Here is a 22,500-nt window from a genome sequence, read left to right as displayed (position 1 = left end):
CCCGCCCCGGCCGCGCCCGGCCCCGCCCGCGCGCCCGCGGGGCACCGCGAGCGCTGCCCCCTGCGCGCCGTGCCGCGCCCGGGTCGGCATGTCGGCCTAGGCTGAAGTCGCCCGGGCGGCCGGTTGGCCGTGGGCGTCGGGAGGGGCCCGGCGGACGGGCGGCGAGGAGGTGCGCGATGGGCAGCGGTGAGACCGCCAGGGTGCGCTGCGTGGCGGCCGTTCCGTGCTGGGTGAGCCTGATGGCGCGCGATCTCGACGCGGCGAAGGCGTTCTACGGGCCGTTGCTGGGCTGGGAGTTCGAGCCCGGACCGGACCGTTTCGGCCCGTACGTGCACGCGGTGGCCGGCGGCGAGGCGGTGGCCGGGCTGGGCGTCGGCGGCAGCGGCTGGCAGATGCCCGTGGCGTGGACCAGCTACTTCGGGACGGAGAGCGCCGATGCCGCCGCGGACGCCGTCCGCGAGCGCGGCGCGACCCTGGCGGTGGGCCCGCTGGCCTTCGACGCCGGCCGGGTGGCGTTCGCCGCGGACCCGGCGGGCGCGGTGTTCGGGATCTGGGAGGGCCCGCTGGGCCGGGCCCGGCGCCTGGACCTGCCGGGCGCGCCGGTCTGGATCGAGCTGCGCACCCCGGACCCGTTCGCGGCCGCGCTCTTCTACGGCGAGGTGTTCCGCTGGGACGGCCGCGACCCGGAGCGCTTCGAGGTGCGCTGGGAGCACGACCGGGTGGTGCTGCGGGCCGAGGGCCACAGCGTGGCCGCGCTGGCCAGGGAGCAGGCGGGCGGCCCGACCGGCCTGTCACCGCACTGGGAGGTCTCCTTCTCGGTGCCGGACACCGACGCGGCGCTGACCCGGGCCGAGGAGCTGGGCGGCTCGGCCGTCGGGCCGGCCTTCGACTCGCCGTACGGGCGGGTGGCCCGCCTCCAGGACCCGGAGGGCGGGCGCTTCGCGGTGATCAGCCCCAAGGCCTGAGGCCCGGGCCCCACGCCCCGCGCCCCGCGCCCCACGCCCCGCGCCCCGCGCCCCGGGCCCGGGCCCGGGCCCCACGCCCCGGGCCCGCTGCCCGACCCGGTCGGCCCCACCTCGGCGCCGGCCCTAGGACCCCTGCTCCGCGACCTCCTGCCGGTCCCGTTCGGCCCGCAGCCGCTCGCCGAGCGCGGCCCGGGCGGCGGCGGGCAGCGCCTTGCGGGCGAGCGGGAAGACCTGCTCCTCCTCCACCGCCAGATGCCGGCGGACGGTGTCCGCGAGCCCCCGGTACAGCGTGGCGAACGCCGGCTCGCCGGGGCTCACCCCCTGCAGGTCGGAGAGGTACTGGCCGATCGCGAGGTGGTCGTGGATGCTCGTGAACACCAGCGCCCCGCCGTCCGGCACGTCGTGCTGGACGAGCGGGAAGAGGTGTTCCTCCTCGGCGGAGCAGTGGGCGAACAGCAGGTCGGTCAGTTGCCCGACCAGCTCGCCGCGCTCGGGCGCACCGTCCGGCGCGGCCTCGATCCGGGCGAGCAGCTCCGTCGCCGCCCGGTGGTCGGCGGTGAACTCGCCGAGGATGTCAGGCCTGCGGCTCATGGCGCGCCCGCCTCTCGTCCGGTGGTGCCCCCCGACACCTCCAGTATCCGGCGTCGGGCACCCGGACCGGCGGGTCGGACCGGATCGCCGCCCGGTCACCCGAGGTCACCCCGGGTAGCGGCGGCCCCCGGGCGGAGCCCCGGCCCGGTCCCCGGTGGTCGGCGCCGTCGGACGCGGTGGACTCAGGGGCGGTCGCGGCGCCCGGCGAGGGCGAGCAGCCTGGCCTGCGGGTCCGCTTCGTCCGGCACCGGCACCGGCGGGTCGAACAGGCCGCTGCCCGAGAGGTCCCCGTAGCCCGCCATCTCGCCGAGCGCGAAGTCGACCAGTCCGGCCGGCAGCCGGGTGCGGTGGCCGATCCCCTCGGCGAGGTCCCAGGTGTGCACGACGGCGTCGGTGGTGAGCTGGTCCAGGTAGTACTGCGCGGAGACGTCGCCGAACGAGAGGTGGACGGTCAGCTCGGTGGCGCCGGGCACCTCGAACGCGGCGCGGGCGGCCTCGGCGGCCGCCGTCCAGGCGGCGGCCGGGTCGGTGCCGAGGACATCGCCGTCGAAGCGCCCGCCGACCTCCGCGACGGTCGAGCCCATCAGCAGCTCGGGGACCCAGAGCTGCTCGCCGGTGAGGTGGTTGACCACGTCCCGCACCGACCAGTCGGTGCACGGGGTGGGTGCGTCCCACTGGTCGGGCGCGACCAGCAGGACGCGCTCGCCGAACGCGGCCAGTGCGTCGGCGTAGGGCGTGCCGGGCCGCGCCGGCCGCCGGTGTTCGCTTCGGTGAGCCATGCCTCCACCCTGCCCCCGCGCTCCCCGGCCCGCGACTCGCCGGCACGCCCCGGCCGACCGGTCCGCGTGCACGCCTCCTCACTCCCCGCAGTCGCGGCGGTTGTTCAAATTCGAACTTCCAGGTACGGTCGAACGACGGCCGGTTCGAATTTGAACGACTGCTCCGCCCCGAATCGTCCGTGACCCCCTCTGCTCTCGACCGACCCCGACTGATGGAGACGCGCATGCCGAGCACCAGCCCGAGCACGACCGCCCCCACCACCGCCACCGCCACCGCCCTCCCGGGCCGGGCCGCCCCCGAGCCGTCGGCGACGTCGCCGCACGCCTACGACGCCGGCCTGCTCCTGCTGCGCCTCGCCCTCGGCCTCACCATGGCCGCGCACGGAAGCCAGAAGCTCTTCGGCTGGTTCGGCGGCGGCGGCCTCGACGGCACCGGTCAGTTCTTCACCATGAGCGGCTATCCGGCCGGCGACGCCATGGCCGTGGTCGCCGGTCTCACCGAGACCTTCGGCGGCCTCGCGCTGGCCGTCGGCCTGCTGACCCCGCTGGCCGCCGCCGCCATCCTCGGCACCATGGTCAACGCGCTCGCCGTCACCTGGGGCGGCGGCTTCTTCGCGCCCAAGGGCAGCGAGTACGAGCTGCTGCTGACCGCCGGCGCCGCCGCGCTCGCGCTGACCGGGCCCGGCCGCTACGCCGTGGACCGCTTCCTGCCCGTCCTGCGCGCGCACCGCCTGGCGTACGGCGCGGCCGCGGTCGCGGTCGGCCTGGTGACCGCGGGCGTCATCCTGCTGCTGCGCAAGTGACCGGCCCGGGCCGGGCGCGCGCTGCACGACCGGTCATCTCGTAACGGACGAACGGCCGTTGCCCCGAGGAGTCGATTCCTCGGGGCAACGGCCGTTCGGCGTCCCGGGCCGAGGATGTCCCGCGTCCCGGGGGCTTCACACGTCATGTGATGTATGCCATTGTACATGTCACACTCCCCACCGTGTGCACGACGGAGCCGCCCTGCGGCGCCGTCGCAACGGTCCTCACTCCCGCTACGGCCGCATCCCCCAAGCGCGGCCGACCAAGGCCCGGAGGCCCCCACGTGAGAACCGCACGACCCCTGTCGCAACTTCCGCAACTGGCGAGGTTGCTGACGATCGCCCTGGCGATGCTCCTGGCGCTCGGCCTGTTCACCCCGCGCGGCCAGGCCGCCCCCGTCCCGGCCCCGCCGCAGCCCGGCGGCACCGCGGCCGCGACCCCCGCCGGCCCGGCCCCCCAGCCCGGCATCGGCGCCGCCCCCGAGGACGGCGGCAAGAACCGGCAGGTGCCGGCCAGCGACCGTGCCCCGCTCTCGGCCACCGCGCCCACCGACACCACCGGGTCGGCCAAGTCCGCCAAGTCCGCCGGGCAGCCATCGGCGGCCGCAACGGACGCGGCCTGCACCATCGGTGACTTCACCAGCCGCACCGGCAGCGCGCTGGTCCAGCAGATCAAGTCCGCCGAGGTCGGCTGCGTCAACCAGCTGTTCAACCTCACCGGCACCGACGCCAACAAGGCGTTCCGCGAGGCCCAGATGGCCACCGTGGCCGACGCCCTGCGCGACGCCGCCGCGTCCTACCCGGGCAACAACACCACGTCCACCCAGCAGTTGGTGCTCTACCTGCGCGCCGGCTACTTCGTGCAGTGGTACCACTCCGCCGACGTCGGCACCTACGGCACCACCCTGCAGACCGCGATCCGCGGCGGGCTGGACGCCTTCTTCGGCAACTCCCACTCCCGTGACGTCAGTTCCGACAACGCCGGGACGCTGGGCGAGGCCGTCGTGCTGATCGACAGCGCGCAGGAGAACGCCCGCTACCTGTACGTCGTCAAGCGCATGCTGGCCGACTACAACAGCGCCACCCACAACCCGGCCGGCCTGGGGAACGCGCTCAACGGCGTGTTCACCGTGCTGTGGCGCGGTCACCAGAGCCCCGAGTTCGTCACCGCCGTCCAGGCCGACCCGAGCGTGCTGGACTCGCTGTACAGCTTCGCCTCCGCCAACAACGCCCAACTCGGCGGTGACTACAGCTTCCTGGTCTACAACGCCGCCCGCGAGCTGGGCCGCTTCCTCCAGTACGCCCCGCTGCAGGCCAAGGACCGCCCGCTGCTCAAGGGCCTGGCCGACCAGTCCTCGGTCGGCGGCCGCACCGCCTACCAGTGGGCCGCCGTCGCCGAGATGGCCACCTCCTACGACGCCGCCAACTGCTCGTACTACGGCACCTGCGACGCCGCCAACCGCCTCAAGGCGGCCAACCTGACGGTCAACTACACCTGCAGCCCGAGCATCAAGATCATCGCCCAGGCGCTGGACGCCACCCAGCTGTCCACCGCCTGCACCAGCCTGACCGGCCAGGACGCGTTCTTCCACGCGGTGGTCCGGGACGGCGGCGCGGTGGCCGACGACCGGAACACCACCATCGAGGTCGTGGTCTTCCACGGGCGCTTCGACTACGGGGTGTTCGCCGCGATGATCTACGGCATCAACACCAACAACGGCGGCATGTACCTGGAGGGCAACCCGGCCGCGGCCGGCAACCAGCCGCGCTTCCTCGCCTACGAGGCCGAGTGGGTGCGTCCGGACTTCCAGGTCTGGAACCTCAACCACGAGTACACGCACTACCTCGACGGCCGGTTCGACATGTTCGGCGACTTCAACGCCGGGATGACCACGCCGACGGTCTGGTGGGTCGAGGGCTTCGCCGAGTACATCTCGTACTCCTACCGCAAGGTGTCGTACGACGCGGCGATCGCCGCCGCCGGCCTGCACACCTACAGCCTGAGCACCCTCTTCGACACCACCTACGACAACGCCGACCAGACCCGCGTCTACAACTGGGGCTACCTGGCCGTCCGTTACATGCTGGAGAAGCACCGCGCGGACATGGACGCGGTGCTCGCCAAGTACCGCGCCGGGGACTGGAACGGCGCCCGCAGCTACCTGACGTCCACCATCGGCACCCGCTACAACGCCGACTTCGACGCCTGGCTGACCGCCTGCAACACCGGCGCCTGCGGCACCGGCACCGACCCGGGCGGCACCAACCAGGCCCCCACGGCGGCCTTCACCACCGCGATCGGCGAGCTGGCCGTCACCTTCGTCGACCGCTCCACCGACAAGGACGGCACGATCGCCTCCCGCGCCTGGAACTTCGGTGACGGCACCGGCTCCACCGCCGCCAACCCGACCAAGACCTACGGCGCGGACGGCACCTACACCGTCACCCTGACCGTGACCGACGACAAGGGCGCCACCGCGAGCACCAGCAAGACGGTCACCGTGGCGCGGTTCCCGGAGTGCGCGGCCGCCGACACCCGGGTGCTCGACCGGAACTGCCGGCGCAGCAACGTGGCGGCGACCACCGGCAACTACGCCCACTTCTACCTGTACATCCCGGCCGGGACGAAGCAGCTGAAGCTCACCAGCACGGGCGGCACCGGCAATGCCGACCTGTACTTCAACTCCGCGTCCTGGGCGTACACCAACGCCTACACGGCCCGCTCGGTGAACGCCTCCAACAACACGGAGACGCTCACCATCGACAACCCGCCCGCGGGTTACGTGTACGCCAGCCTGTACGCCCAGCAGGGCTTCGGCGGGGCGAACATCAAGGCCGAGTTCTGACGGTCCGACCGACCGGAGGCCCCGGCGGAGCGCGTGCGGCGCTCCGCCGGGGCCTCCCGCGTCCGACCGCGGGCCGCCGGGGCCGTCCGCCGGCCGCCGCGTCCACCCGGCCGTTGCGCGGGCCCGCCGGGCCTATCCGCCGATCCGGACCAGCGCCACCGTGATGTTGTCCGGCCCGCCCGCCTCGATCGCCGCCTTCCACAGCTCGAACACGGCCCGCCCGTCGGCCCGTTCCGAGCCCTCGTGGGAGCGTGCCAGCAGTGCGGACAGTTCCTCCTCCGGTACCGGATCGGTCAGCCCGTCGCTGCACACCAGGTACCGGTCGCCGACGGCCGGCGGCACGGCGCGCACATGGGGTTCGACGAAGGTCAGGCCGAGCGAGCCGCCGAGCGACTGGGTGATCAGCGAGGTGGTCCGCCGCCCGGGCGCCGGCGGCGGGCTGTCGTCCACGCTGACCCGGCGCAGCCCGTCCGCCGTCACCCGGTAGACGCGGCTGTCGCCGACGTTGAAGGCGATCACCTGCTCCGGGAGCAGCACCACGCCCGCCACCGTGGTGCCCATCGCGGCCAGCTCCGGGTCGTCGGCCGCCGCGGCGTAGACCGCCCGGTTGCAGGACTGCAGGGCCTCCCGGACGGCCTCCTCGCCGTCCAGGCCCGGCCCGAGGGCGGCCAGCCGCCGGGCCACCAGTGCACTCGCCACCTCGCCCCCCGGGTGGCCGCCGAGCCCGTCCGCCACCGCGACCACGCACGGCTGCGCGGCCGGGAAGAGCAGGGTCTGCGGATTGCCGGTCACGGTCGCGCAGAGTGTCCACGGCCCGACCGTCAGGCTGTCCTCGTTGTGTTCGCGCACCAGGCCCTCGTGGCTCAGCGCGCTCACCGCGATGTAGGCCGCCATCGGCTCGCCGTCCTTCCGGGACTCCGGGTCGGCCGTGCTTGCTCCTCCCATTGTCGCGCTCGGCGGGTCCGGCAACGACCAGTGGGCGCGCCCGCCGTGCGGCCGTGGGCGGCGTGCCGGGCGGGCGGGGAATACCGGGGGAGCGGCCGGTGCTAAGATGGTTGAAACTTTGACGATCGGATCCCGGGCCCCGGGATCGAGCAGGAGTGTGGTGAACAGCATGCAGTTCGGAATCTTCACCGTCGGCGACGTCACCCCCGACCCGACCACCGGCCGCACCCCGACCGAGCACGAGCGGATCAAGGCGATGGTGGCCATCGCCCGCAAGGCCGAGGAGGTCGGCCTGGACGTCTTCGCGACCGGCGAGCACCACAACCCGCCGTTCGTCCCGTCCTCGCCGACGACCATGCTCGGCTACATAGCCGCGCAGACCGAGCGCATCATTCTCTCCACCTCGACCACGCTGATCACCACCAACGACCCGGTGAAGATCGCCGAGGACTTCGCGATGCTCCAGCACCTCGCGGACGGCCGGGTCGACCTCATGATGGGCCGCGGCAACACCGGCCCGGTGTACCCGTGGTTCGGCAAGGACATCCGCCAGGGCATCCCGCTGGCGATCGAGAACTACGCGCTGCTCCACCAGCTCTGGCGCGAGGACGTGGTGGACTGGTCGGGCCGCTTCCGCACCCCGCTGCAGTCCTTCACCTCCACCCCGCGCCCGCTGGACGGCGTCGCCCCGTTCGTCTGGCACGGCTCGATCCGCAGCCCGGAGATCGCCGAGCAGGCCGCCTACTACGGTGACGGCTTCTTCGCGAACAACATCTTCTGGCCCAAGGAGCACTTCCAGAAGCTGATCGACCTCTACCGCGAGCGTTACGCCCACTACGGGCACGGCACGGCGGAGCAGGCCTACGTCGGCCTCGGCGGGCAGCTGTTCATGCGGAAGAACTCGCAGGACGCGGTGCGCGAGTTCCGCCCGTACTTCGACAACGCGCCGGTGTACGGGCACGGGCCCTCGCTGGAGGAGTTCACCGAGCAGACCCCGCTCACCGTGGGCAGCCCGCAGGAGGTCGTCGAGAAGACGCTGACCTTCCGCGAGTCGTTCGGCGACTACCAGCGCCAGCTCTTCCTGATGGACCACGCCGGCCTGCCGCTGAAGACGGTGCTGGAGCAGCTGGACCTGCTGGGCGAGGAGGTCGTGCCGGTGCTGCGCGCGGAGTTCGCCAAGGGCCGCCCGGCCGGCGTCCCGGACGGGCCGACGCACGGGTCCCGGGTCGCGGCCGAACTCGCCGCCCGGCAGCAGGAGGAGACGACGGAGGTGACCAAGTGAGCACGTACCGGCTGGTGGTGGTCGCGGCGGGGCTGAGCAAGCCGTCCTCGACGCGCCTGTTGGCCGACCGGCTGGCCGAGTCGACGGTCCGTCACCTCGGCCTGACCGGCGGCTCGGTGGACGTCACGGTGGTCGAGCTGCGGGACCTCGCCGTCGACATCGCGCACAACTTCGTGACCGGGTTCCCGGGCGCGGCGCTGCGCGAGGCGGTCGAGGCGGTGACGCACGCGGACGGTCTGATCGCCGTGACGCCGATCTTCACCGCCTCCTACAGCGGCCTGTTCAAGTCCTTCTTCGACGTGATCGACCACGACGCCCTCGCCGGCAAGCCGGTGCTGATCGCCGCCACCGGTGGTACGCCCCGGCACTCGCTCGCCCTGGAGCACGCCGTCCGGCCGCTCTTCGGCTACCTGCGCTCGGTGGTCGTCCCCACCGCGGTGTACGCGGCCACGGACGACTGGGGTACGGCGGGGGACGGGCACACCGACGGCCTGCCGGGCCGGATCGACCGGGCGGCCGGTGAGCTGGCCGCCCTGGTGGCGGGGCGCGGCCCGGCGGCGGTGGCGGAGCCGGTGGCCGTGGTGCCGTTCGCGGAGCAGCTGGCGGCCCTGCGGGTCTGACGGCGCGGCCGCGCGCCCGGGCGGGCAGGCGGAAGCGGGAGCGGGGGGCGGGCCGGGCGGCCCGCCCCTCACCCGTGTGCGGGCCCGGTGTCAGGCCTCGCGGGCGTCGTACGCGGCCCGCGCCGAGGCGATCTCCCGCTGGTGCGTCTCCGTCCAGTGGACCAGCGACTGGATGGTGGCGTGCAGCGTCCGCCCGAGCGGTGTCAGCGCGTAGTCCACCCGGGGCGGGACGACGGGGTGGACGGTCCGGGACACCAGGCCGTCCCGCTCCAGCTGGCGCAGCGTCACGGTCAGCATCCGCTGGCTGACGCCGTCGATCGCGCGCCGCAGCTCGGTGAAGCGCAGGGAGCGGCGGTCGAGCAGTGCGATGACCAGCAGCGACCACTTGTCGGCGACCCGGTCGAGGATCTGCCGCACCTCGCAGTCCTCCCGGGTGTCCCACTGCAGCACGTCGTAGCCGTCCTCGGTACCCGTGCAGTGCGTCGGTGACTTCAAAGTGCCTTCTTCCATACCTCCTGATGCTGCCCCAGGATGACGAGTGGTTACAAGAGGGAACCGACCGGCCGAACCGGAACCGTGTCGTGGGTGCCCCTCGCCTCCCCGTCCTTCGCCAGGAGACCTCACATGTCCGTGTCATCAGCCGTGCCCTCGACCGCCGCGCCCGGGGCCCCGCCGCGCCCGGGCGGCCGGGACGCCGCCGTGCTCCTCGTCCTCTGCGGCGCGATCTTCCTGGAGGGCATCGACGTCGCCATGCTGAACGTGGCGCTGCCGTCGATCCGCGCCGACCTGGGCCTGTCCACCGGCTCGCTCAGCTGGGTGCTGAGCGCCTACGTCCTCGGCTACGGCGGGTTCATGCTGCTCGGCGGCCGCACGGCCGACCTGCTGGGCCGGCGCCGGATGTTCCTGCTCTGGCTCACCGTCTTCGTCCTCTTCTCCGGCCTCGGGGGGCTGGCCACCGAGGGGTGGGTGCTGATCCTGGCCCGGTTCGTGACCGGGCTCTCGGCGGCCTTCATGACCCCGGCCGGGCTGGCGGTCATCACCACCGCGTTCGCCGAGGGCCCCCGGCGCAACCGCGCCCTGCTGGTGTACGCGGGCACGGCGGCGGCCGGCTTCTCGCTCGGCCTGGTGGCCGGCGGGCTGCTGACGGCGGTCGGCTGGCGCTGGGTGTTCTTCGCCCCGGTGGTGCTGGCGGGCGCCCTGCTGCTGGCGGCCCTGCCGCTGATCCCGCGCGACGAGCCGCCCGTGCGACGGTCCGGCGAGCGCTTCGACCTGGCCGGGGCCGTCACCGTGACCGGCGCCATGCTGCTGCTGGTCTACACGGTGGTCCGGCTCGGCGAACCGGGGGCCGCGGCGGGCTGGACGACCGCCACCCTGGCCGGCGGGCTGGCCCTGCTGGCGGCCTTCGTGGCCGTCGAGCGGCGCTCGGCCTCGCCGCTGGTCCGGCTCGGCCTGCTGCGTTCGGGTGCGCTGGTGCGGGCCAACCTCGGCGCGATGCTCTTCGCCGGCTCCTTCTTCGGCTTCCAGTTCGTCGTCACCCTCTACCTGCAGGACCTGCGCGGCTGGTCCCCGCTGCAGACCGGCCTGGCCCTGCTCGCGGTCGGGGTGGACGCGGTGCTGGCGCCCACCCTCACGCCGAGGCTGGTGGAGCGGTTCGGCAACGCCCGGGTGATCCTCGGCGGCTTCTGCCTGGCGGCGCTCTCCTACGCGTTGTTCCTGCCGGTGGGGCTGGACTGGACCTACCCGATGATGTTCCCGACCATGATCCTGACCGGGCTGGCCTTCGCCCTCGCGTACGGGCCGCTGACCATCGCCGCCACCGAGGGGATCGAGGAGCAGGAGCAGGGCCTGGCCGGCGGGCTGCTCAACACCTCGTTCCAGTTCGGCGCGGCGCTCGGTCTCTCGGTGGTGACGGCGGTGAACCTGGCGGCGACCGGCGCCGGCGGCGGTGCGCAGACGGGGCTGGACGGCTTCCGGGCGGCGCTGGTGGTGCCGGTGGCGGCGGTCCTGCTGGGCGCGCTGGTGACCGCGGCGGGTCTGGTGCGCGGGCGCCCGGCGGCCGGCCGTGCGGCGTCCGGGTGAGCTCCTGACGCCCCGCCACCCGTTCGGCCCTCGGCGGACTCCCGCACCGGGGGCCGAACGGGTGCGTGTCGGCTGTGCTCAATTGTCCGGTATGCGGTGTAATCGTACACATGATCAGATCAATGCCGGTCCGTCATGCCCCGAGCGCCGAGACGATCCGCCGCACCGCCCACCCGGCCACCGACCCCCGGACCGAGCCGGAAGCCACCCGGGAGTCCTGACGTGGAGCCCGCCATGCCGCCCGAGAGCCGGAGCGCGCCCGCCGAGGAGCCGCAGGCCGTCCTCACCCCGCTGACCAGCGCCGCGATCTTCCTCGTGCTCACCATCGACCCCGGCGGCGAACAGGCCGTCCGCGACCTGCTGCCCGACCTCGCCGGACTGCGCCGCTCGGTCGGCTTCCGCGCCCCCGAGGCCGGGCTGACCTGCGTCACCGGCATCGGCTCCGACGCCTGGGACCGCCTCTTCGCCGGCCCCAGGCCCGCCGGACTCCACCCCTTCCGCGAGGTGGTGGGCGCCCGCCACCGGGCCCCGGCCACCCCCGGCGACCTGCTGCTCCACCTGCGGGCCGGCCGGCTGGACCTCTGCTTCGAACTGGCCGGCCAACTCACCCGGCGCCTCGCCGGCGCGGCCACCGTCGTGGACTCCGTCCACGGCTTCCGCTACTTCGACGACCGCGACCTGCTGGGCTTCGTGGACGGCACCGAGAACCCCGAGGGGCGCGCGGCCGCGGCCGCCGTCGTGATCGGCGCGGAGGACGCGCCGTTCGCCGGCGGCAGCTACGTCATCGTCCAGAAGTACCTGCACGACCTCACCGCCTGGAACACCCTCCCGGTCGAGCAGCAGGAACGGGCCGTCGGCCGCACCAAGCTCACCGACATCGAACTCGACGACGCCACCAAGCCCGCCGACTCGCACGTCGCCCTCACCACGGTCACCGGTCCGGACGGCGAGGAGCAGCAGATCATGCGCTTCAACATGGCGTTCGGATCCTTCGACGGGGGAGGCGAGTTCGGGACGTACTTCATCGGATACGCGCGCACCCCCGAGGTGACGGAGGAGATGCTGCGCAACATGTTCGTCGGCCGCCCGCCCGGCAGCCACGACCGGCTGCTCGACTTCTCCACCGCGGTGACCGGGACGCTCTTCCACGTCCCGACCGCCGACTTCCTCGACGACCCGCCGGCCGCGCCCGCGCCCGCCGGCGCGGCCGCCGTGACCACCACCACCGGCAGTGACACCGTCACCGCCGCCGCCTCGACCGTCGCCGCTGCTTCCGCCGCCGTCTCCGGCAGCGCCGCCGACGGCTCGCTCGGCATCGGCAGCCTGAAAGGGACCCCTTCGTCATGAGCAATCTGCACCGCGACCTGGCCCCCGTCTCCACCGCGGCCTGGGAGGAGATCGAGGAGGAGGCCCGGCAGACCTTCAAGCTCCACGTCGCGGGCCGCCGGGTGGTGGATGTGAGCGGCCCCGAGGGCGCCACCCTCGCCGCCGTCGGCACCGGCCACCTGACCGGCATCGCCCCGCCCGCCGACGGCGTACTCGCCCACGCCCGCGACTCCCAGCCCGTCGTCGAGCTGCGGGTGCCCTTCACCGTCAGCCGCACCGCCGTCGACGACGTCGAGCGCGGCTCCCGCGACTCCGACTGGCAGCCGGTCAAGGACGCGGCCCGCACCATCGCCCTCGCCGAGGACCGCGCCGTCTTCGAGGGCTACCGGGCCGCCGCCATCGAGGGCATCCGCGCCGGTGCGAGCAACCCCGCGATCCAACTCCCCGCGGACGTCCGCGAGTACCCGAACACCGTCAGCCGGGCGCTCTCCGCCCTGCGCCTCGCCGGTGTCGGCGGGCCCTACGCCCTGCTCCTCGGCGCCGACGCCTTCACCGCCGTCAGCGAGACCAGCGACCACGGCTACCCCGTGGCGGCGCACATCGCCCGCCTGCTCGACGGCGAGATCATCTGGGCCCCCGCCATCGAGGGCGCCTTCCTGCTGTCGGCGCGAGGGGGCGACTTCGAACTCGTGCTCGGCCAGGACCTCTCGGTCGGCTACCTCTCCCACGACGCCGACTCGGTCGACCTCTACCTGCAGGAGTCGCTGACCTTCCGCCTGTACACCGCCGAGGCCGCCGTCGCGCTGGGCGGGTAGCGCCCGTCGCCCCGGCGGGGCAGCGACCCTAGCGCTGCCGGGCCCGGAGCCGTGCCGCCGACCGGGCGAGCCGGACGGCACCCACCGTCGGGAGGGGCAGGGCCAGCAGGACGGCGACCATCAGCCCGATCGGGCTCAGGCCGCCGAGCGCCACCGAGAGCAGGACGGCGAGCACCGGGACGGCGACGAGCGGCGAGAACATGAGCAGCGTCGCCTCCCCCTTCTCCCGCCGCGACCACTGGCGGGACCTCCACAGCCGGACGAGCGCGACGACCGTGACGACCGGCGCCAGGAGCGGCCCGACCGCCGGGACGAGGGCGGCCGGCAGCTGTGCGGCGATGAGCACGGCGGTGACCGCGGTGCGCCGGCCGCTCTCCGGCACCGGCTGGTCGCCCGGCTCCTCGGCCAGCGCGGCCGCCGCGATCTCCCCGGGCGTCCCCAGCTGGTCCAGGACCCGGCGCACACCGCTCTCGTCGAAGCCGCCGGCCTCCGCCAGCGCGACCTCGATGTGCTCGCTCAGGTCCGCCAGCAGCTCCCGGCGGCGGGCCTCGGGAAGCGCGGCGGTCCGCTCCTCGACCGAGGAGAGGTAGACCCGCACGAGCGGGTGGGCGAGGGTGTCGTTCACGTCGTCTCTCCAGGGGTGAGGAAGTGGTCGACGGCGGCGCGGAAGGGCGGCCAGTTCGTGGCGAACTCCTCCAGCGCGCTCCGGCCGGCGTCGGTCAGCGTGTAGTACCTGCGCGGCGGTCCGCTCTCGGACTCCTGCAGGTGGGTGTCGGCGAGCCCGGTCCGCCGCAGGCGTGACAGCAGGGGGTAGATCGTGCCCTGGCTGGTGGCCATGACCTCGACCCGGGCCAGCTCCGCCAGCAGCTCCACGCCGTAGCGGGGACCGTCCCGCAGCAGAGCCAGGACGCAGTACTCCAGCACCCCCTTGCGGAGCTGGCTCGCCACGCGACCGTCCGCCTCGGGGATGCTTGCATTGCCATCTACCATGCAAAGCAAGGTAGCACGGGACGTGTGGATGTCACGGCAGATCCACTGGCGGGGTTCCCGGCCGGGCAGCCGCGGCCGGCGGCGGGGATGGAGCCGGGGCGGGGGCTTCACGCGCCCGGCGGCGGCTCGCGCTGGACGGCCCGGGGTGGTCACGGGCCGGTGGTTCGGCGGCGCTGCCGGCCCCCGGAGTCGGGGCCGGCAGCGCCGTGGCTTCAGCACCAGATGGGCATCCACCAGAAGAATCCGGAGTCGCCGGGCCGAGCGGTGTTCGTGCCCGGTGCGACGATGTGGGGGCCGGCGGGCTTGGCTATGTCGTTCACTATGTGCTGTCTCCGGGGATCAGAAACGACTCGGAGCACGGCCAATGCCGTGCTCGTCGGTCTTCCTATCAGAGTCGAACCCCGGACATCAAATCCCTGTTTGATTCACTGGCATGTGTACGGTACTGCGCCGCAATCGAAGCCATTTGGTGTCCGATGGATAGCGGTGCAGTCAAAATCGGTCGGCCACTGGCGGCGGAGTGCGAGGCAATCGGAATTCAGTGTTCCGGTTCCGGTCGGAGATGCAGTTCCATCAGCGCTTCTCGGGCGAGGGCCCGCTCATCGGCGGCTCCGACGCGTTCGGCGAGGGCGAACGAGGCCGTCAGATGGTCGAACGCCGCGTCGCCCAGGCCGAGTGCGGTCTCGCAGCGCCCGAGGCCGCGCAGGGCGGCGGCCTCCTCCCGGGCTGCGCCGATGGAGCGGGCCAGCTCAAGGGCGATGGTGTGCTGGTCGTGGGCCTCGGCGGTCCGGCCGGCGCCCCGGAGGGCGTCACCCAACCCGTTCAGGGCATCGGCCTCGTGCCGTATGGCGCCGACCGACCGGAACGTGGTCAAGGCCGACCGGTAGAGCGTCAGAGCCTGGCCGAATTCTTTCGGAATGCCGAGCGCGGCGGCCAGGTTGAGCTTCACCACGGCGAGGTCGAAATGCGACATGAAACCCTCCCCGATGGCGAGGATGCGCTCGAACGTGGCACGCGCGGAGGCCAGGTTCCGGGCGCCCAGATGAAGGTCTCCGATGTTGTTGAGGATGCGCAGTTCGAATGTCTTGTCATTGAATCTGCGGGCGAGCGGGAGGGCGCTGTTGTAGGCGGAGAGAGCCGAATCGGAATTGCCGAGCGAGCTTTGCACGATGCCGATGTTGGCGAGGCACCGAGCGGAATTCCAGTCGTCGCCGGCCGCTCGCCGGATGCGCAGGGACTCCTCCTGATGGGCGAGTGCCCGGTCGAGGGAGCTCTGATGCCAGAGGAGCCGTCCGAGGATGCCGAGCGCGTCGGCGGTGGCATCCGCGTCCCCTTCCTGGCGGGCGAGGGCGAGGCCCCGTTCCACGGCCTCCACCGCCGACGGGTAGCGGGAGGCATTGGCGAGCGTCGCGCCCAGGTTGATCAGCGCCCGTGCCTCGCACCGGTCGTTCGACACCGAACGCCAGTACGTGACGGCTGCCTGGTGCATGCCGTGCGCCTCGTTCCAGTAGGCCTCTCCGTCCAGGTGGCCCGCCAGGACGTGCGACAGCCAGGCGCTGGTCTCGCCGAGTCCGATCTGCCGGGCGTGCGCCACCAAGGCCGTCAAGCCGCTGTGTTCGGCGTCCAGCCAGGCCCGGGCGGCCTTGGCGGAGGTCAGGTCGAGATCGCCCAACAGCTCTTCCGAGTGGATGAGTTGATCGAGCGGCGGCAGGGGGAGACGTGATCTGCGGGGATACAGCAGACCGTCCGCACGGTCGGCGGCCTCCAGGGTGAAGCCGAGCAGGCGGCGCATTGCCGAATCCTGATCGGTTCCACCCTCCGCGAGGGCCAGGACAACCGCGTACTCCCGCAGGAGATCATGGAGTTGATAGCGCTCCGGAACGACTTCCTGGAGCAGGTGGCAATGCAGGAGCGCTTCGAGAATGTGATCCGTGACGTCGATCGTCCGACCGATGAGCGCCGCGGCCGTGTGCAGTCCGATATCCGGTCCCGGATACAACCCCAGTAAACGGAAGGCTCGTTGTTGTTCGGCCGGCAGGGACTGGTAGGAGACCTCGAACGCCCGGGCGATGCTCTCCGAGCCGTGGCGGATCTCGGCGAGCCGGCCGGTCTTGCGGGAGAGGCGTTGGGCCAGGTGCTCCAAGGTCCAGGAGGGGCGGGCCTTGAAGCGGCTGGCGGCGATCTCGATGGCGAGCGGGAGCAGTCCGCACCGGTCGACGATCTCGGCGACCCGGCCGAGGTCGTCCGCACGCTCGGGCCCGACGACCTCGACGAAGAGGGCGACGGCGTCGTCGACCGTCAGGACATCGAGGAAGACCGGTCTGGAGCCGGGGAGTTCGGCCAGTCGGTGGCGACTTGTGACGAGGACCAGCGAGGTGGGCAGCGGCGGCAGGAGCGGTCGGATCTGGGCGGCGCCCGAGGCGTCGTCGAGGACGACGACGGCGCGTTGCGAGGCCAGCGTCTCGGCGCACAGGCCGAAGATCTCCTCGGTGTCGAGCGGGATCGCCGTGGCGGGCACGCCGAGGCGTCTCAGCAGCATGGTCCCGGCCGCCTCGGTGGCGAGCGGACGCTGGTTGCCGGCGTGGGCGCGAAGGTTCAGGTAGACGTGCCCGTCGGGGAACCGCTCGCGCATCAGGTCGGCGGCGTGCAGGGCGAGTGTGGTCTTCCCGACCCCGGCCATGCCGAGGATCGAGGAGACCGTCATGATGCCGCCGCTCTGCAGGTCGGTGGTCGGGCCGGCCAGCAGCCGCCGGAGCTCGTCCTCCCGGCCGACCATGTGCCGCTGTCCGGGGCCCGCACCCGGCCCGGCCGGCCGACGGCCGGCCCGGGCCCGCACCGGGCCCGGCCCGGCGAGCAGGTCCGCCGAGGGCGCTCCGTTCAGGATCCGCTCGTGCAGGCGCGCCAGTTCGGCGCCCGGGGCGGTGCCGAGTTCGGCCCGCAGGAGGCGGACGACGGCCGGGTACACGGCGAGCGCCTCGGCCTGCCGTCCGGCGCCGTGGAGGGCGGCCATCAGGTGGGCGGCGAGGCGTTCGTCGGTGGGGCGCCCCTCGTGCAGCACGGTGAGTTCGGGGATCAGGTCGGTGAAGCGGCCGAGCCGCAGTTCGACCTCGACGCGCAGCAGGGTGGTGGCGAGGCGCTGGTCGGCCATGGTGGTGCGGGTGCTCTGCGCCCAGGTGCCGGGGACGCCGGCCAGGGGCTCGCCGCGCCAGAGCTCCTCGGCGCGGCTGAGCACGGTCCGGGCCTGGTGGTCCTCGCCGTTGTCGGCGAGCAGGCGGGCCTGGCGGGAAAGGTCGAGATAGCGGTGCCAGTCGATCTGTTGTGGATCCGTTCGCAGAGTGTATGTGTGCGATTGGCTGTCGACCGACGGGATCTCGTGGGGGTTGCGCAGCCCTTCGGCTTCGACGGCCAGGCGCAGCGTGCTCCGAATGTGTGAAATATGGCTGTAGATGCTGGCCACGGCGCTCGGCGGCGGCTCCTCGTCCCAGAGCCGGTAGGCCAGCGACTGGTGGGAGAGCGGGCGGCCGACGTCCAGTGCCAGAGCCGCGAGGAGCCGTCGCCGCTTGTCCGAGCGGATCGACAACATCCTTCCGTTTACCGTTAGTTCAACTGAACCCAGGAGATGGAACTCCACGGTGACGCCCCCCGCCGGTTGGCTACCAGCTTGCTGTGTCGCAGGTGAGCATCGCATGCCTTCGGGGGCCGTTGCCATACCACCTGCCTTCTTTTGCAAGTGGTGCTTCGGGCATATTCTCGATATGACTGTGAATCATGTGGTATCGGCCGCACGGTAATTGATCACACGGAATTGATCACACTTCACGGCCCTGCCACTCGGACGCGTCGGTCTGCGGGTAGGGGGAGCCAGTGGAGCCACGGACGGGAACGGCCGGCAGGGGTGCGCCGCCGGGCCGGGTGAACTCGGTCACCGGTGGGCGGGTGGAGGGTTCGGTGGTGCAGGCGGCGGCGATCCACGGCGGCGTGCACCTGTACGCGCCCGCCGCTGCGGCCGTCGCCCTCCCGGTGCCGCGCCAACTGCCGCCGGTGCCACGCCGACTGGTCGGCCGGGAGGACGATCTCGCGGCGCTGGACCGGTCGTTGGGCGATGTACCGCAGACGGCGGACGTCACCCTGGTGGTGACCGGTCCGGCCGGGGTGGGCAAGACCGCGCTGGCCGCCCAGTGGCTGCGCGGCCTGGCGGGGCGGTTCCCGGACGGCCAGCTCTACGCCGACCTGCGCGGGCACGCCCCGGGCGGGCCCGCGGATCCGGCCGAGGCGCTGGGAGCCTTCCTCCGGGCCTTCGGGATCGCACCGGTGCCGGGTGATCTGGCGGAGGGGGCGGCGCTCTGGCGGTCGCTGGCGGCGGAGCGCCGGATCGCGGTGCTGCTGGACAACGCCTCGACCTCCGCGCAGGTCCGGCCGCTGCTGCCGGGGTCGGAGCACGCCCTGGTGGTGGTGACGAGCCGGCGCCGGCTGACCGGGCTGGGGATAGACGGCGCCGTCTTCCGGCCGCTGGGGCTGCTGCCGGACGAGGCGTCCGCGCGCCTGCTCTCCCAGCGGGTGGGCGAGGAGCGGGTGGCCCGCGAACGGGCCGCCGCCGCCGAGGTGGTGGAGCGCTGCGCCGGGCTGCCGCTGGCGGTCTGCCTGGCCGCGGCCCGGATCGCGGCGCGTCCGGTCCAGGCGCTCTCCGTCACCGCCGAGGCGCTCGGGCACGAGGCCGACCGGCTGGCGGCACTGGATGTGGAGGGGGAGACGGTGCGCAACGTCCTGGACGCGTCCTTCGAGGTGCTGGAGGCCGACGCGGCCCGGCTCTACCGGCTGCTGGGCCTGCTGCCGTTCCCGGTCTTCACCCCGGACGTCGTCCGCGTGGTGGGGGGCGTCCCCGCGGGCGAGGCGGAGCGGCTGCTGGACGGGCTGATCGACGTCCACCTGCTGGAGGAGGTGAGCGGCGGATTCCGCTTCCACGACCTGGTGAAGCTGCATGCGCGGGCCTGTGCGGAAACGGTCCGCCTGGCGCCGGAGGGCCTGGCCGCCGCGGGCCGGGTGCTCGACTGGTACCTCGCCTCCGCCACCGCCGCCGAGGCGCTCGTGACCCCGACCCACCGGACGCTGCGCCGCGACTACGGGGGCGGACAGCCGGTCGGTGCCCGGGAGTTCGGCGACGAGGCCGAGGCGCTCGGCTGGCTGGACGGGGAGACGGCCCGGCTGGCCGCCGCGCTGCGCTGGGCCGCGCAGACCGACCGGCCGGCACTGGTCTGGCAACTGGCCGACGCCATGTGGCCGTTGTTCCTGCGGCTGCGCCCGGCCCGGCTCTGGGTCGAGGCGCACCGGCTCGGCCTGGTGGCCGCCCGGACGGCCGGCCACCGGGACGGGGAGCTGCGGATGCTGACCTCCGGCGGCAACGGCCTGCGCAACGCGGGCGAGGACGAGGAGGCGGCGCAGTGGTTCGCCGAGGCACTGGGGCTGGCCCGGGCGGCGGCGGACCGGCTCGGGCAGGCGGACGCGCTCTACGGGCTGAGCCAGACGCATCGAACGGCGGGCCGGCTCGCCGAGGCCGCCGACTGCCTGCACGAGGTGGTCGGGCTGCGGGAGGCGGAGGGCTATCCGCGCGGCGCCGCGCTCGCCCGGCTGGCGCTCGGCGACGTCCTGCTCGCGTCCGGTCGCGCGGCGCGGGCCGTCGAGGTGATCACCGCGGCGCACCGCGAGCTGACCGAGGTCCGGGCCCCGTACGAGGCGGCCCGGGCGCTCGCCTTCCTCGGGCAGGCGCACACCGTGCTCGGCGCGTACGCCCGCGCCGAGCGGTGCTACGCGCAGGCGCTCGCGGAGTTCCGCTCCGGCCGTGCCCGGCGCTGGGAGGCCCGGGTGCTGGAACTCGGTGGTGAGCTGGCCCGGTCGGACGGCCGGGCCGGCGAGGCGGCGGAGCGGTTCCGGGCCTCGCTGGCCCTCTACCGGGAGCTCGGCGCGCCCGATGCGGCCAGGGTGGTCGGCCGCATCGGGGCGCTGGAGAGCGGCTCCGGCCTCACCCCCCGACCGGGCGGGGTGCCGGTACCGGGCGGGGAGCCGGTACCAGGTGGTGCGACGCAGCCGGGTGGTGCGACGGAGCCGGGCGGGCCGCCGCCGACGGCGCCGGCAGACGGTGCGACGGCCGCCGCGGACGGCTGAGCACGCCGTCGAGCACCTCGTCACAGGAGGACGCCGAGGCGGCCACCGCGGTGATCTCGGCCAGGGCGCGCCCCGCCGCCAGCCAGGCGTGCGCCAGCGAGCCGACGGCCGGCCGCTGCCGCGGCGGGCGGGGGCCGCCCGTGCCCGCCCGCAGCCGCAGCGCGAGCCGCCCCCCGGTGCGGGCCAGCACGAGCACCGCCCCGGCGCCGCAGTCGGCGGTGGCCACCGCGCAGCCGGGGTGGGCCCGCAGGACCTCGGCGAGCCGGTCGAGCGCCCGGTGGGCGTTCTGCGGGGCGAGGGCGCCGAGGTGGAGGACGTCGGCGTGGTGGCGCCACCGGGGCGCGTCCGGCCCGGTCAGGTCGAGTGCCAGGTGCTCGTCGACGAAGACCGGGCGCGGGCGCCCGTCGCCCGCGCCCGCCGGCGGGCGGCTCGCCAGCAGAGCCCGGCGGACGCCCGCGGGGGAGTGGATCCGGGCCTCGAACAGGGTGGCGGGCAGGCCGTCCGAGGGCGCCGGGGCGAGTCGCACGGTGTGCAGGGCGGCCACCGTCACGCCCGCCCGGAGGTGAGCGGGAGCGGCGCCGACGGGCCGTCGAGCGGGCGGTCGAGCGGGGCGGGCAGTGCCAGTGCGGGCGGCTCCGGCTCGTGCGCGGGCTGGCCCAGGCCGAGGATCCGGTAGAGCAGCCGCCGCATGTTGCGGTCGAACCGGCCGGGCTCGGAGGTGATCCGGTCGGCGATGGCGCGGTACTCCTCGGGCCGGTACTGCTCGGCCGCGTAGGCGAGCTGGCCGGTCAGCGGGTGGCCGGGGGCGAGTGCGGGCGCGGTGCGGGCGAGCAGCGCGCCCGGCGAGCGCGGGTTGACGTCGCGGTGCGGGTACTCGGCGAGCAGGATCGGTGCGCCGGTCATCGAGCCGTAGAGGGTGACCGAGCCGTGGTCGCCGATGATGAAGTCGGCGGCGACCAGCAGCGGCCGCCAGTCCGCCTCGGGCGGGAGCACCGTCACGGCTCCCCGCGCGGTGGCCGTCGCCCAGGAGCGGACCTGCCAGTGGCCGTGCGCGGCGGCCACGTTCGGGTGGACCAGCAGCGCCGTCCGGTAGCCGTGCCGGGGCAGCTCGGCGGCGAGCCGGGGCAGGACGGCGTCCAGCCGGGTGAACAGCGACCCGGATCCCCAGGTGGAGCAGACCAGCACCAGCCGCTCGCCGGGCCGCAGCCCGAGCGCGGCCCGGTAGTGCGCGCGGGCGGGCAGCGCGGCGGCGATCCGGTCGTAGCAGGCGTCGCCGACCACCTCCGCGATCGGCAGCGCCTCCGGGCAGCCGCGGCCCAGCTCGGCCAGGTCGTCCCGGTGCGCCAGGGCGTACGCCTCCGGTACGAGGCGGCCGTTCCAGGTCACGTACTCGGCCCCGAGCCCGCTGACGGAGCGTTCGCCGTCTCCGCCGCCCGCCGGGGAGAGCTTGATGTGCCCGGCGCCGTGCGGCAGCCGGACCAGCGGGCCGCGCAGGTGCTCCAGCCCCTGCGAGCCGGCGGCGAGCACCAGGTCGAACTCGCGCCGGACGGCCTCCGCCCACGGCAGCACGGGGGCGCCGAGCAGCCGGATGTGCGCCTGCGCGCCCCCGTTGAACGCGTGCGGCGCCACCGTGAACTGCACGTTCACCCGGAGGTCGGAGCCGAGCAGCGAGTAGATGTCGTGCAGCCGCTGGCCGTACACCGCGGTGTGCACGACCACCAGCACCTCCTTGCAGTCCGACAGCGTCGCCCAGGGCCGGTGGCCGCCGGGCGTGGTCCCCTGTTTCCCGTGCACCAAGGTCATGCCGATCCCCCTCCTTGATCCCGGTCCGGGGCCGCCGGATCGGTGGCCCCGGCGGGGGTCTGCCCGGGCGGTCTGGCGGATTCCATGACGAGTCCTGGACGATGCTTGCGGAAACCTTGCGGCCGCCCGGACACCGCCTCGGCACCGGCCCGGACACCGCCTCGGCACCGGCCCGGGGCCCGCCGGCGACGGCCGAAGGGTACTGAGTTCCTTTACGCGGGGTACTGAGTGCCGTATTCTCTGAGGCGAGCCTCTGACGCCAGTCGAAGAGAGCCGACACGGCATGCCGGTCCAGGTGGCGCCCGCTCCGCGCGGGGCGTGGCCGGGCCGGACTTGGCACTCAGTACCCTGGGCATGACCTGAGGCCATGGACCAGTGCACCCGTATCAGGAGAACCGCTCATGAGCTTGAGGATCGTTGTCTGTGTGAAGCACGTGCCGGACGCGACGGGTGACCGTCGGTTCGCGGACGACCACACCACCGACCGGGAGGGTGTG

General features: G+C 73.9%; 17 protein-coding genes and 1 pseudogene. 10 read left to right on the top strand and 8 right to left on the bottom strand.

The features are described from left to right. Window positions 1–176 precede the first annotated feature (176 nt). Entirely contained in the window at window positions 177–965 is a 789-nt protein-coding gene (locus ACWDRR_RS30455) for a VOC family protein (protein ID WP_449775461.1), read from the top strand. A 123-nt stretch (window positions 966–1,088) separates the two neighbouring features. Here the strand turns inward: ACWDRR_RS30455 and ACWDRR_RS30450 are convergent, their stop codons facing one another. Both ACWDRR_RS30450 and ACWDRR_RS30445 read right to left on the bottom strand, forming a co-directional pair. Then, window positions 1,089–1,556: a hemerythrin domain-containing protein gene (locus ACWDRR_RS30450; protein ID WP_449775460.1), complete on the bottom strand. Its 468-nt coding sequence runs from the start codon at window positions 1,554–1,556 to the stop codon at window positions 1,089–1,091. A 182-nt stretch (window positions 1,557–1,738) separates the two neighbouring features. Next, window positions 1,739–2,335, bottom strand: coding sequence for a TIGR03086 family metal-binding protein (locus tag ACWDRR_RS30445; RefSeq protein ID WP_449775459.1), 597 nt, complete (start codon window positions 2,333–2,335; stop codon window positions 1,739–1,741). A gap of 224 nt (window positions 2,336–2,559) precedes the next feature. Between ACWDRR_RS30445 and ACWDRR_RS30440 the strand changes: the two genes are divergently transcribed. Both ACWDRR_RS30440 and ACWDRR_RS30435 read left to right on the top strand, forming a co-directional pair. Beyond that, entirely contained in the window at window positions 2,560–3,138 is a 579-nt protein-coding gene (locus tag ACWDRR_RS30440; RefSeq protein WP_449775458.1) for a DoxX family protein, read from the top strand. A 350-nt stretch (window positions 3,139–3,488) separates the two neighbouring features. Continuing rightward, window positions 3,489–5,984 carry a collagenase gene (locus ACWDRR_RS30435; RefSeq protein WP_449775517.1) on the top strand — a complete coding sequence of 832 codons (2,496 nt, stop codon included), beginning with the start codon at window positions 3,489–3,491 and terminating at the stop codon, window positions 5,982–5,984. Between the two features lie 132 nt (window positions 5,985–6,116). On the opposite strand, the gene ACWDRR_RS30430 is transcribed toward ACWDRR_RS30435, so the two are convergent. Continuing rightward, window positions 6,117–6,878, bottom strand: coding sequence for a PP2C family protein-serine/threonine phosphatase (locus ACWDRR_RS30430; protein ID WP_449775457.1), 762 nt, complete (start codon window positions 6,876–6,878; stop codon window positions 6,117–6,119). Between the two features lie 220 nt (window positions 6,879–7,098). On the opposite strand from ACWDRR_RS30430, the gene ACWDRR_RS30425 reads away from it, so the two are divergent. Together ACWDRR_RS30425 and ACWDRR_RS30420 are read left to right on the top strand one after the other, a co-directional pair. Further along, on the top strand, window positions 7,099–8,211 hold the full coding sequence (locus ACWDRR_RS30425) for an LLM class flavin-dependent oxidoreductase (RefSeq protein WP_449775456.1): 1,113 nt from the start codon (window positions 7,099–7,101) through the stop codon (window positions 8,209–8,211). Continuing rightward, window positions 8,208–8,831 carry an FMN reductase gene (locus ACWDRR_RS30420; RefSeq protein WP_449775455.1) on the top strand — a complete coding sequence of 208 codons (624 nt, stop codon included), beginning with the start codon at window positions 8,208–8,210 and terminating at the stop codon, window positions 8,829–8,831. Before ACWDRR_RS30425 ends, ACWDRR_RS30420 begins: the two co-directional genes overlap by 4 nt. 90 nt (window positions 8,832–8,921) lie before the next feature. Here ACWDRR_RS30420 and ACWDRR_RS30415 read toward each other — a convergent pair whose 3' ends face one another. Then, window positions 8,922–9,341, bottom strand: a complete 420-nt coding sequence (locus ACWDRR_RS30415) for a winged helix-turn-helix transcriptional regulator (RefSeq protein WP_449775454.1) — start codon at window positions 9,339–9,341, stop codon at window positions 8,922–8,924. A 114-nt stretch (window positions 9,342–9,455) separates the two neighbouring features. On the opposite strand from ACWDRR_RS30415, the gene ACWDRR_RS30410 reads away from it, so the two are divergent. From ACWDRR_RS30410 to ACWDRR_RS30400, 3 genes are all read left to right on the top strand, one after another. Further along, the gene (locus ACWDRR_RS30410) at window positions 9,456–10,910 is read left to right on the top strand and encodes an MFS transporter (protein WP_449775453.1); all 1,455 of its coding nucleotides are present in this window, start codon (window positions 9,456–9,458) and stop codon (window positions 10,908–10,910) included. 234 nt (window positions 10,911–11,144) lie between these two features. Further along, a complete protein-coding gene (locus tag ACWDRR_RS30405; protein WP_449775452.1) occupies window positions 11,145–12,257 on the top strand; it encodes a Dyp-type peroxidase in 1,113 nt (370 codons plus the stop codon). Next, the gene (locus ACWDRR_RS30400; RefSeq protein ID WP_449775451.1) at window positions 12,254–13,051 is read left to right on the top strand and encodes a family 1 encapsulin nanocompartment shell protein; all 798 of its coding nucleotides are present in this window, start codon (window positions 12,254–12,256) and stop codon (window positions 13,049–13,051) included. Before ACWDRR_RS30405 ends, ACWDRR_RS30400 begins: the two co-directional genes overlap by 4 nt. Before the next feature lie 28 nt (window positions 13,052–13,079). Here ACWDRR_RS30400 and ACWDRR_RS30395 read toward each other — a convergent pair whose 3' ends face one another. The 3 genes from ACWDRR_RS30395 to ACWDRR_RS30385 form a co-directional block, all read right to left on the bottom strand. After that, the gene (locus ACWDRR_RS30395; protein WP_449775450.1) at window positions 13,080–13,676 is read right to left on the bottom strand and encodes an HAAS signaling domain-containing protein; all 597 of its coding nucleotides are present in this window, start codon (window positions 13,674–13,676) and stop codon (window positions 13,080–13,082) included. Then, a complete protein-coding gene (locus ACWDRR_RS30390; protein WP_449775449.1) occupies window positions 13,673–14,041 on the bottom strand; it encodes a PadR family transcriptional regulator in 369 nt (122 codons plus the stop codon). The genes ACWDRR_RS30395 and ACWDRR_RS30390 overlap by 4 nt, the downstream gene beginning before the upstream one ends. Window positions 14,042–14,579: 538 nt before the next feature. Continuing rightward, entirely contained in the window at window positions 14,580–17,624 is a 3,045-nt protein-coding gene (locus ACWDRR_RS30385; RefSeq protein ID WP_449775448.1) for a BTAD domain-containing putative transcriptional regulator, read from the bottom strand. 329 nt (window positions 17,625–17,953) lie between these two features. Here ACWDRR_RS30385 and ACWDRR_RS30380 point away from each other — a divergent pair, with 329 nt between their 5' ends. Beyond that, a complete protein-coding gene (locus ACWDRR_RS30380) occupies window positions 17,954–20,200 on the top strand; it encodes an ATP-binding protein (protein WP_449775447.1) in 2,247 nt (748 codons plus the stop codon). Window positions 20,201–20,746: 546 nt separating this feature from the next. Here the strand turns inward: ACWDRR_RS30380 and ACWDRR_RS30375 are convergent. Beyond that, a complete protein-coding gene (locus ACWDRR_RS30375; RefSeq protein ID WP_449775446.1) occupies window positions 20,747–22,003 on the bottom strand; it encodes a hypothetical protein in 1,257 nt (418 codons plus the stop codon). A gap of 401 nt (window positions 22,004–22,404) precedes the next feature. On the opposite strand from ACWDRR_RS30375, the pseudogene ACWDRR_RS30370 reads away from it, so the two are divergent. Continuing rightward, window positions 22,405–22,500 (top strand): annotated as a pseudogene (locus ACWDRR_RS30370) (electron transfer flavoprotein subunit beta); the annotation flags it as partial.

The organism is Kitasatospora sp. NPDC003701 (assembly GCF_053587085.1).
Note: the sequence above shows the minus strand (reverse complement) of the source record. Positions and strands in the feature narration are given on the sequence as shown.

Bases quoted from the DNA above. Each gene is read 5' to 3' on its own strand.
- ACWDRR_RS30450 (WP_449775460.1), bottom strand. From the start codon at position 1,556: ATGAGCCGCAGGCCTGACATCCTCGGCGAGTTCACCGCCGACCACCGG.
- ACWDRR_RS30375 (WP_449775446.1), bottom strand. From the start codon at position 22,003: ATGACCTTGGTGCACGGGAAACAGGGGACCACGCCCGGCGGCCACCGG.
- ACWDRR_RS30440 (WP_449775458.1), top strand. From the start codon at position 2,560: ATGCCGAGCACCAGCCCGAGCACGACCGCCCCCACCACCGCCACCGCC.
- ACWDRR_RS30425 (WP_449775456.1), top strand. From the start codon at position 7,099: ATGCAGTTCGGAATCTTCACCGTCGGCGACGTCACCCCCGACCCGACC.
- ACWDRR_RS30390 (WP_449775449.1), bottom strand. From the start codon at position 14,041: ATGGTAGATGGCAATGCAAGCATCCCCGAGGCGGACGGTCGCGTGGCG.
- ACWDRR_RS30385 (WP_449775448.1), bottom strand. From the start codon at position 17,624: ATGTTGTCGATCCGCTCGGACAAGCGGCGACGGCTCCTCGCGGCTCTG.
- ACWDRR_RS30455 (WP_449775461.1), top strand. From the start codon at position 177: ATGGGCAGCGGTGAGACCGCCAGGGTGCGCTGCGTGGCGGCCGTTCCG.
- ACWDRR_RS30415 (WP_449775454.1), bottom strand. From the start codon at position 9,341: ATGGAAGAAGGCACTTTGAAGTCACCGACGCACTGCACGGGTACCGAG.
- ACWDRR_RS30410 (WP_449775453.1), top strand. From the start codon at position 9,456: ATGTCCGTGTCATCAGCCGTGCCCTCGACCGCCGCGCCCGGGGCCCCG.
- ACWDRR_RS30405 (WP_449775452.1), top strand. From the start codon at position 11,145: ATGCCGCCCGAGAGCCGGAGCGCGCCCGCCGAGGAGCCGCAGGCCGTC.
- ACWDRR_RS30445 (WP_449775459.1), bottom strand. From the start codon at position 2,335: ATGGCTCACCGAAGCGAACACCGGCGGCCGGCGCGGCCCGGCACGCCC.
- ACWDRR_RS30430 (WP_449775457.1), bottom strand. From the start codon at position 6,878: ATGGCGGCCTACATCGCGGTGAGCGCGCTGAGCCACGAGGGCCTGGTG.
- ACWDRR_RS30400 (WP_449775451.1), top strand. From the start codon at position 12,254: ATGAGCAATCTGCACCGCGACCTGGCCCCCGTCTCCACCGCGGCCTGG.
- ACWDRR_RS30435 (WP_449775517.1), top strand. From the start codon at position 3,489: ATGCTCCTGGCGCTCGGCCTGTTCACCCCGCGCGGCCAGGCCGCCCCC.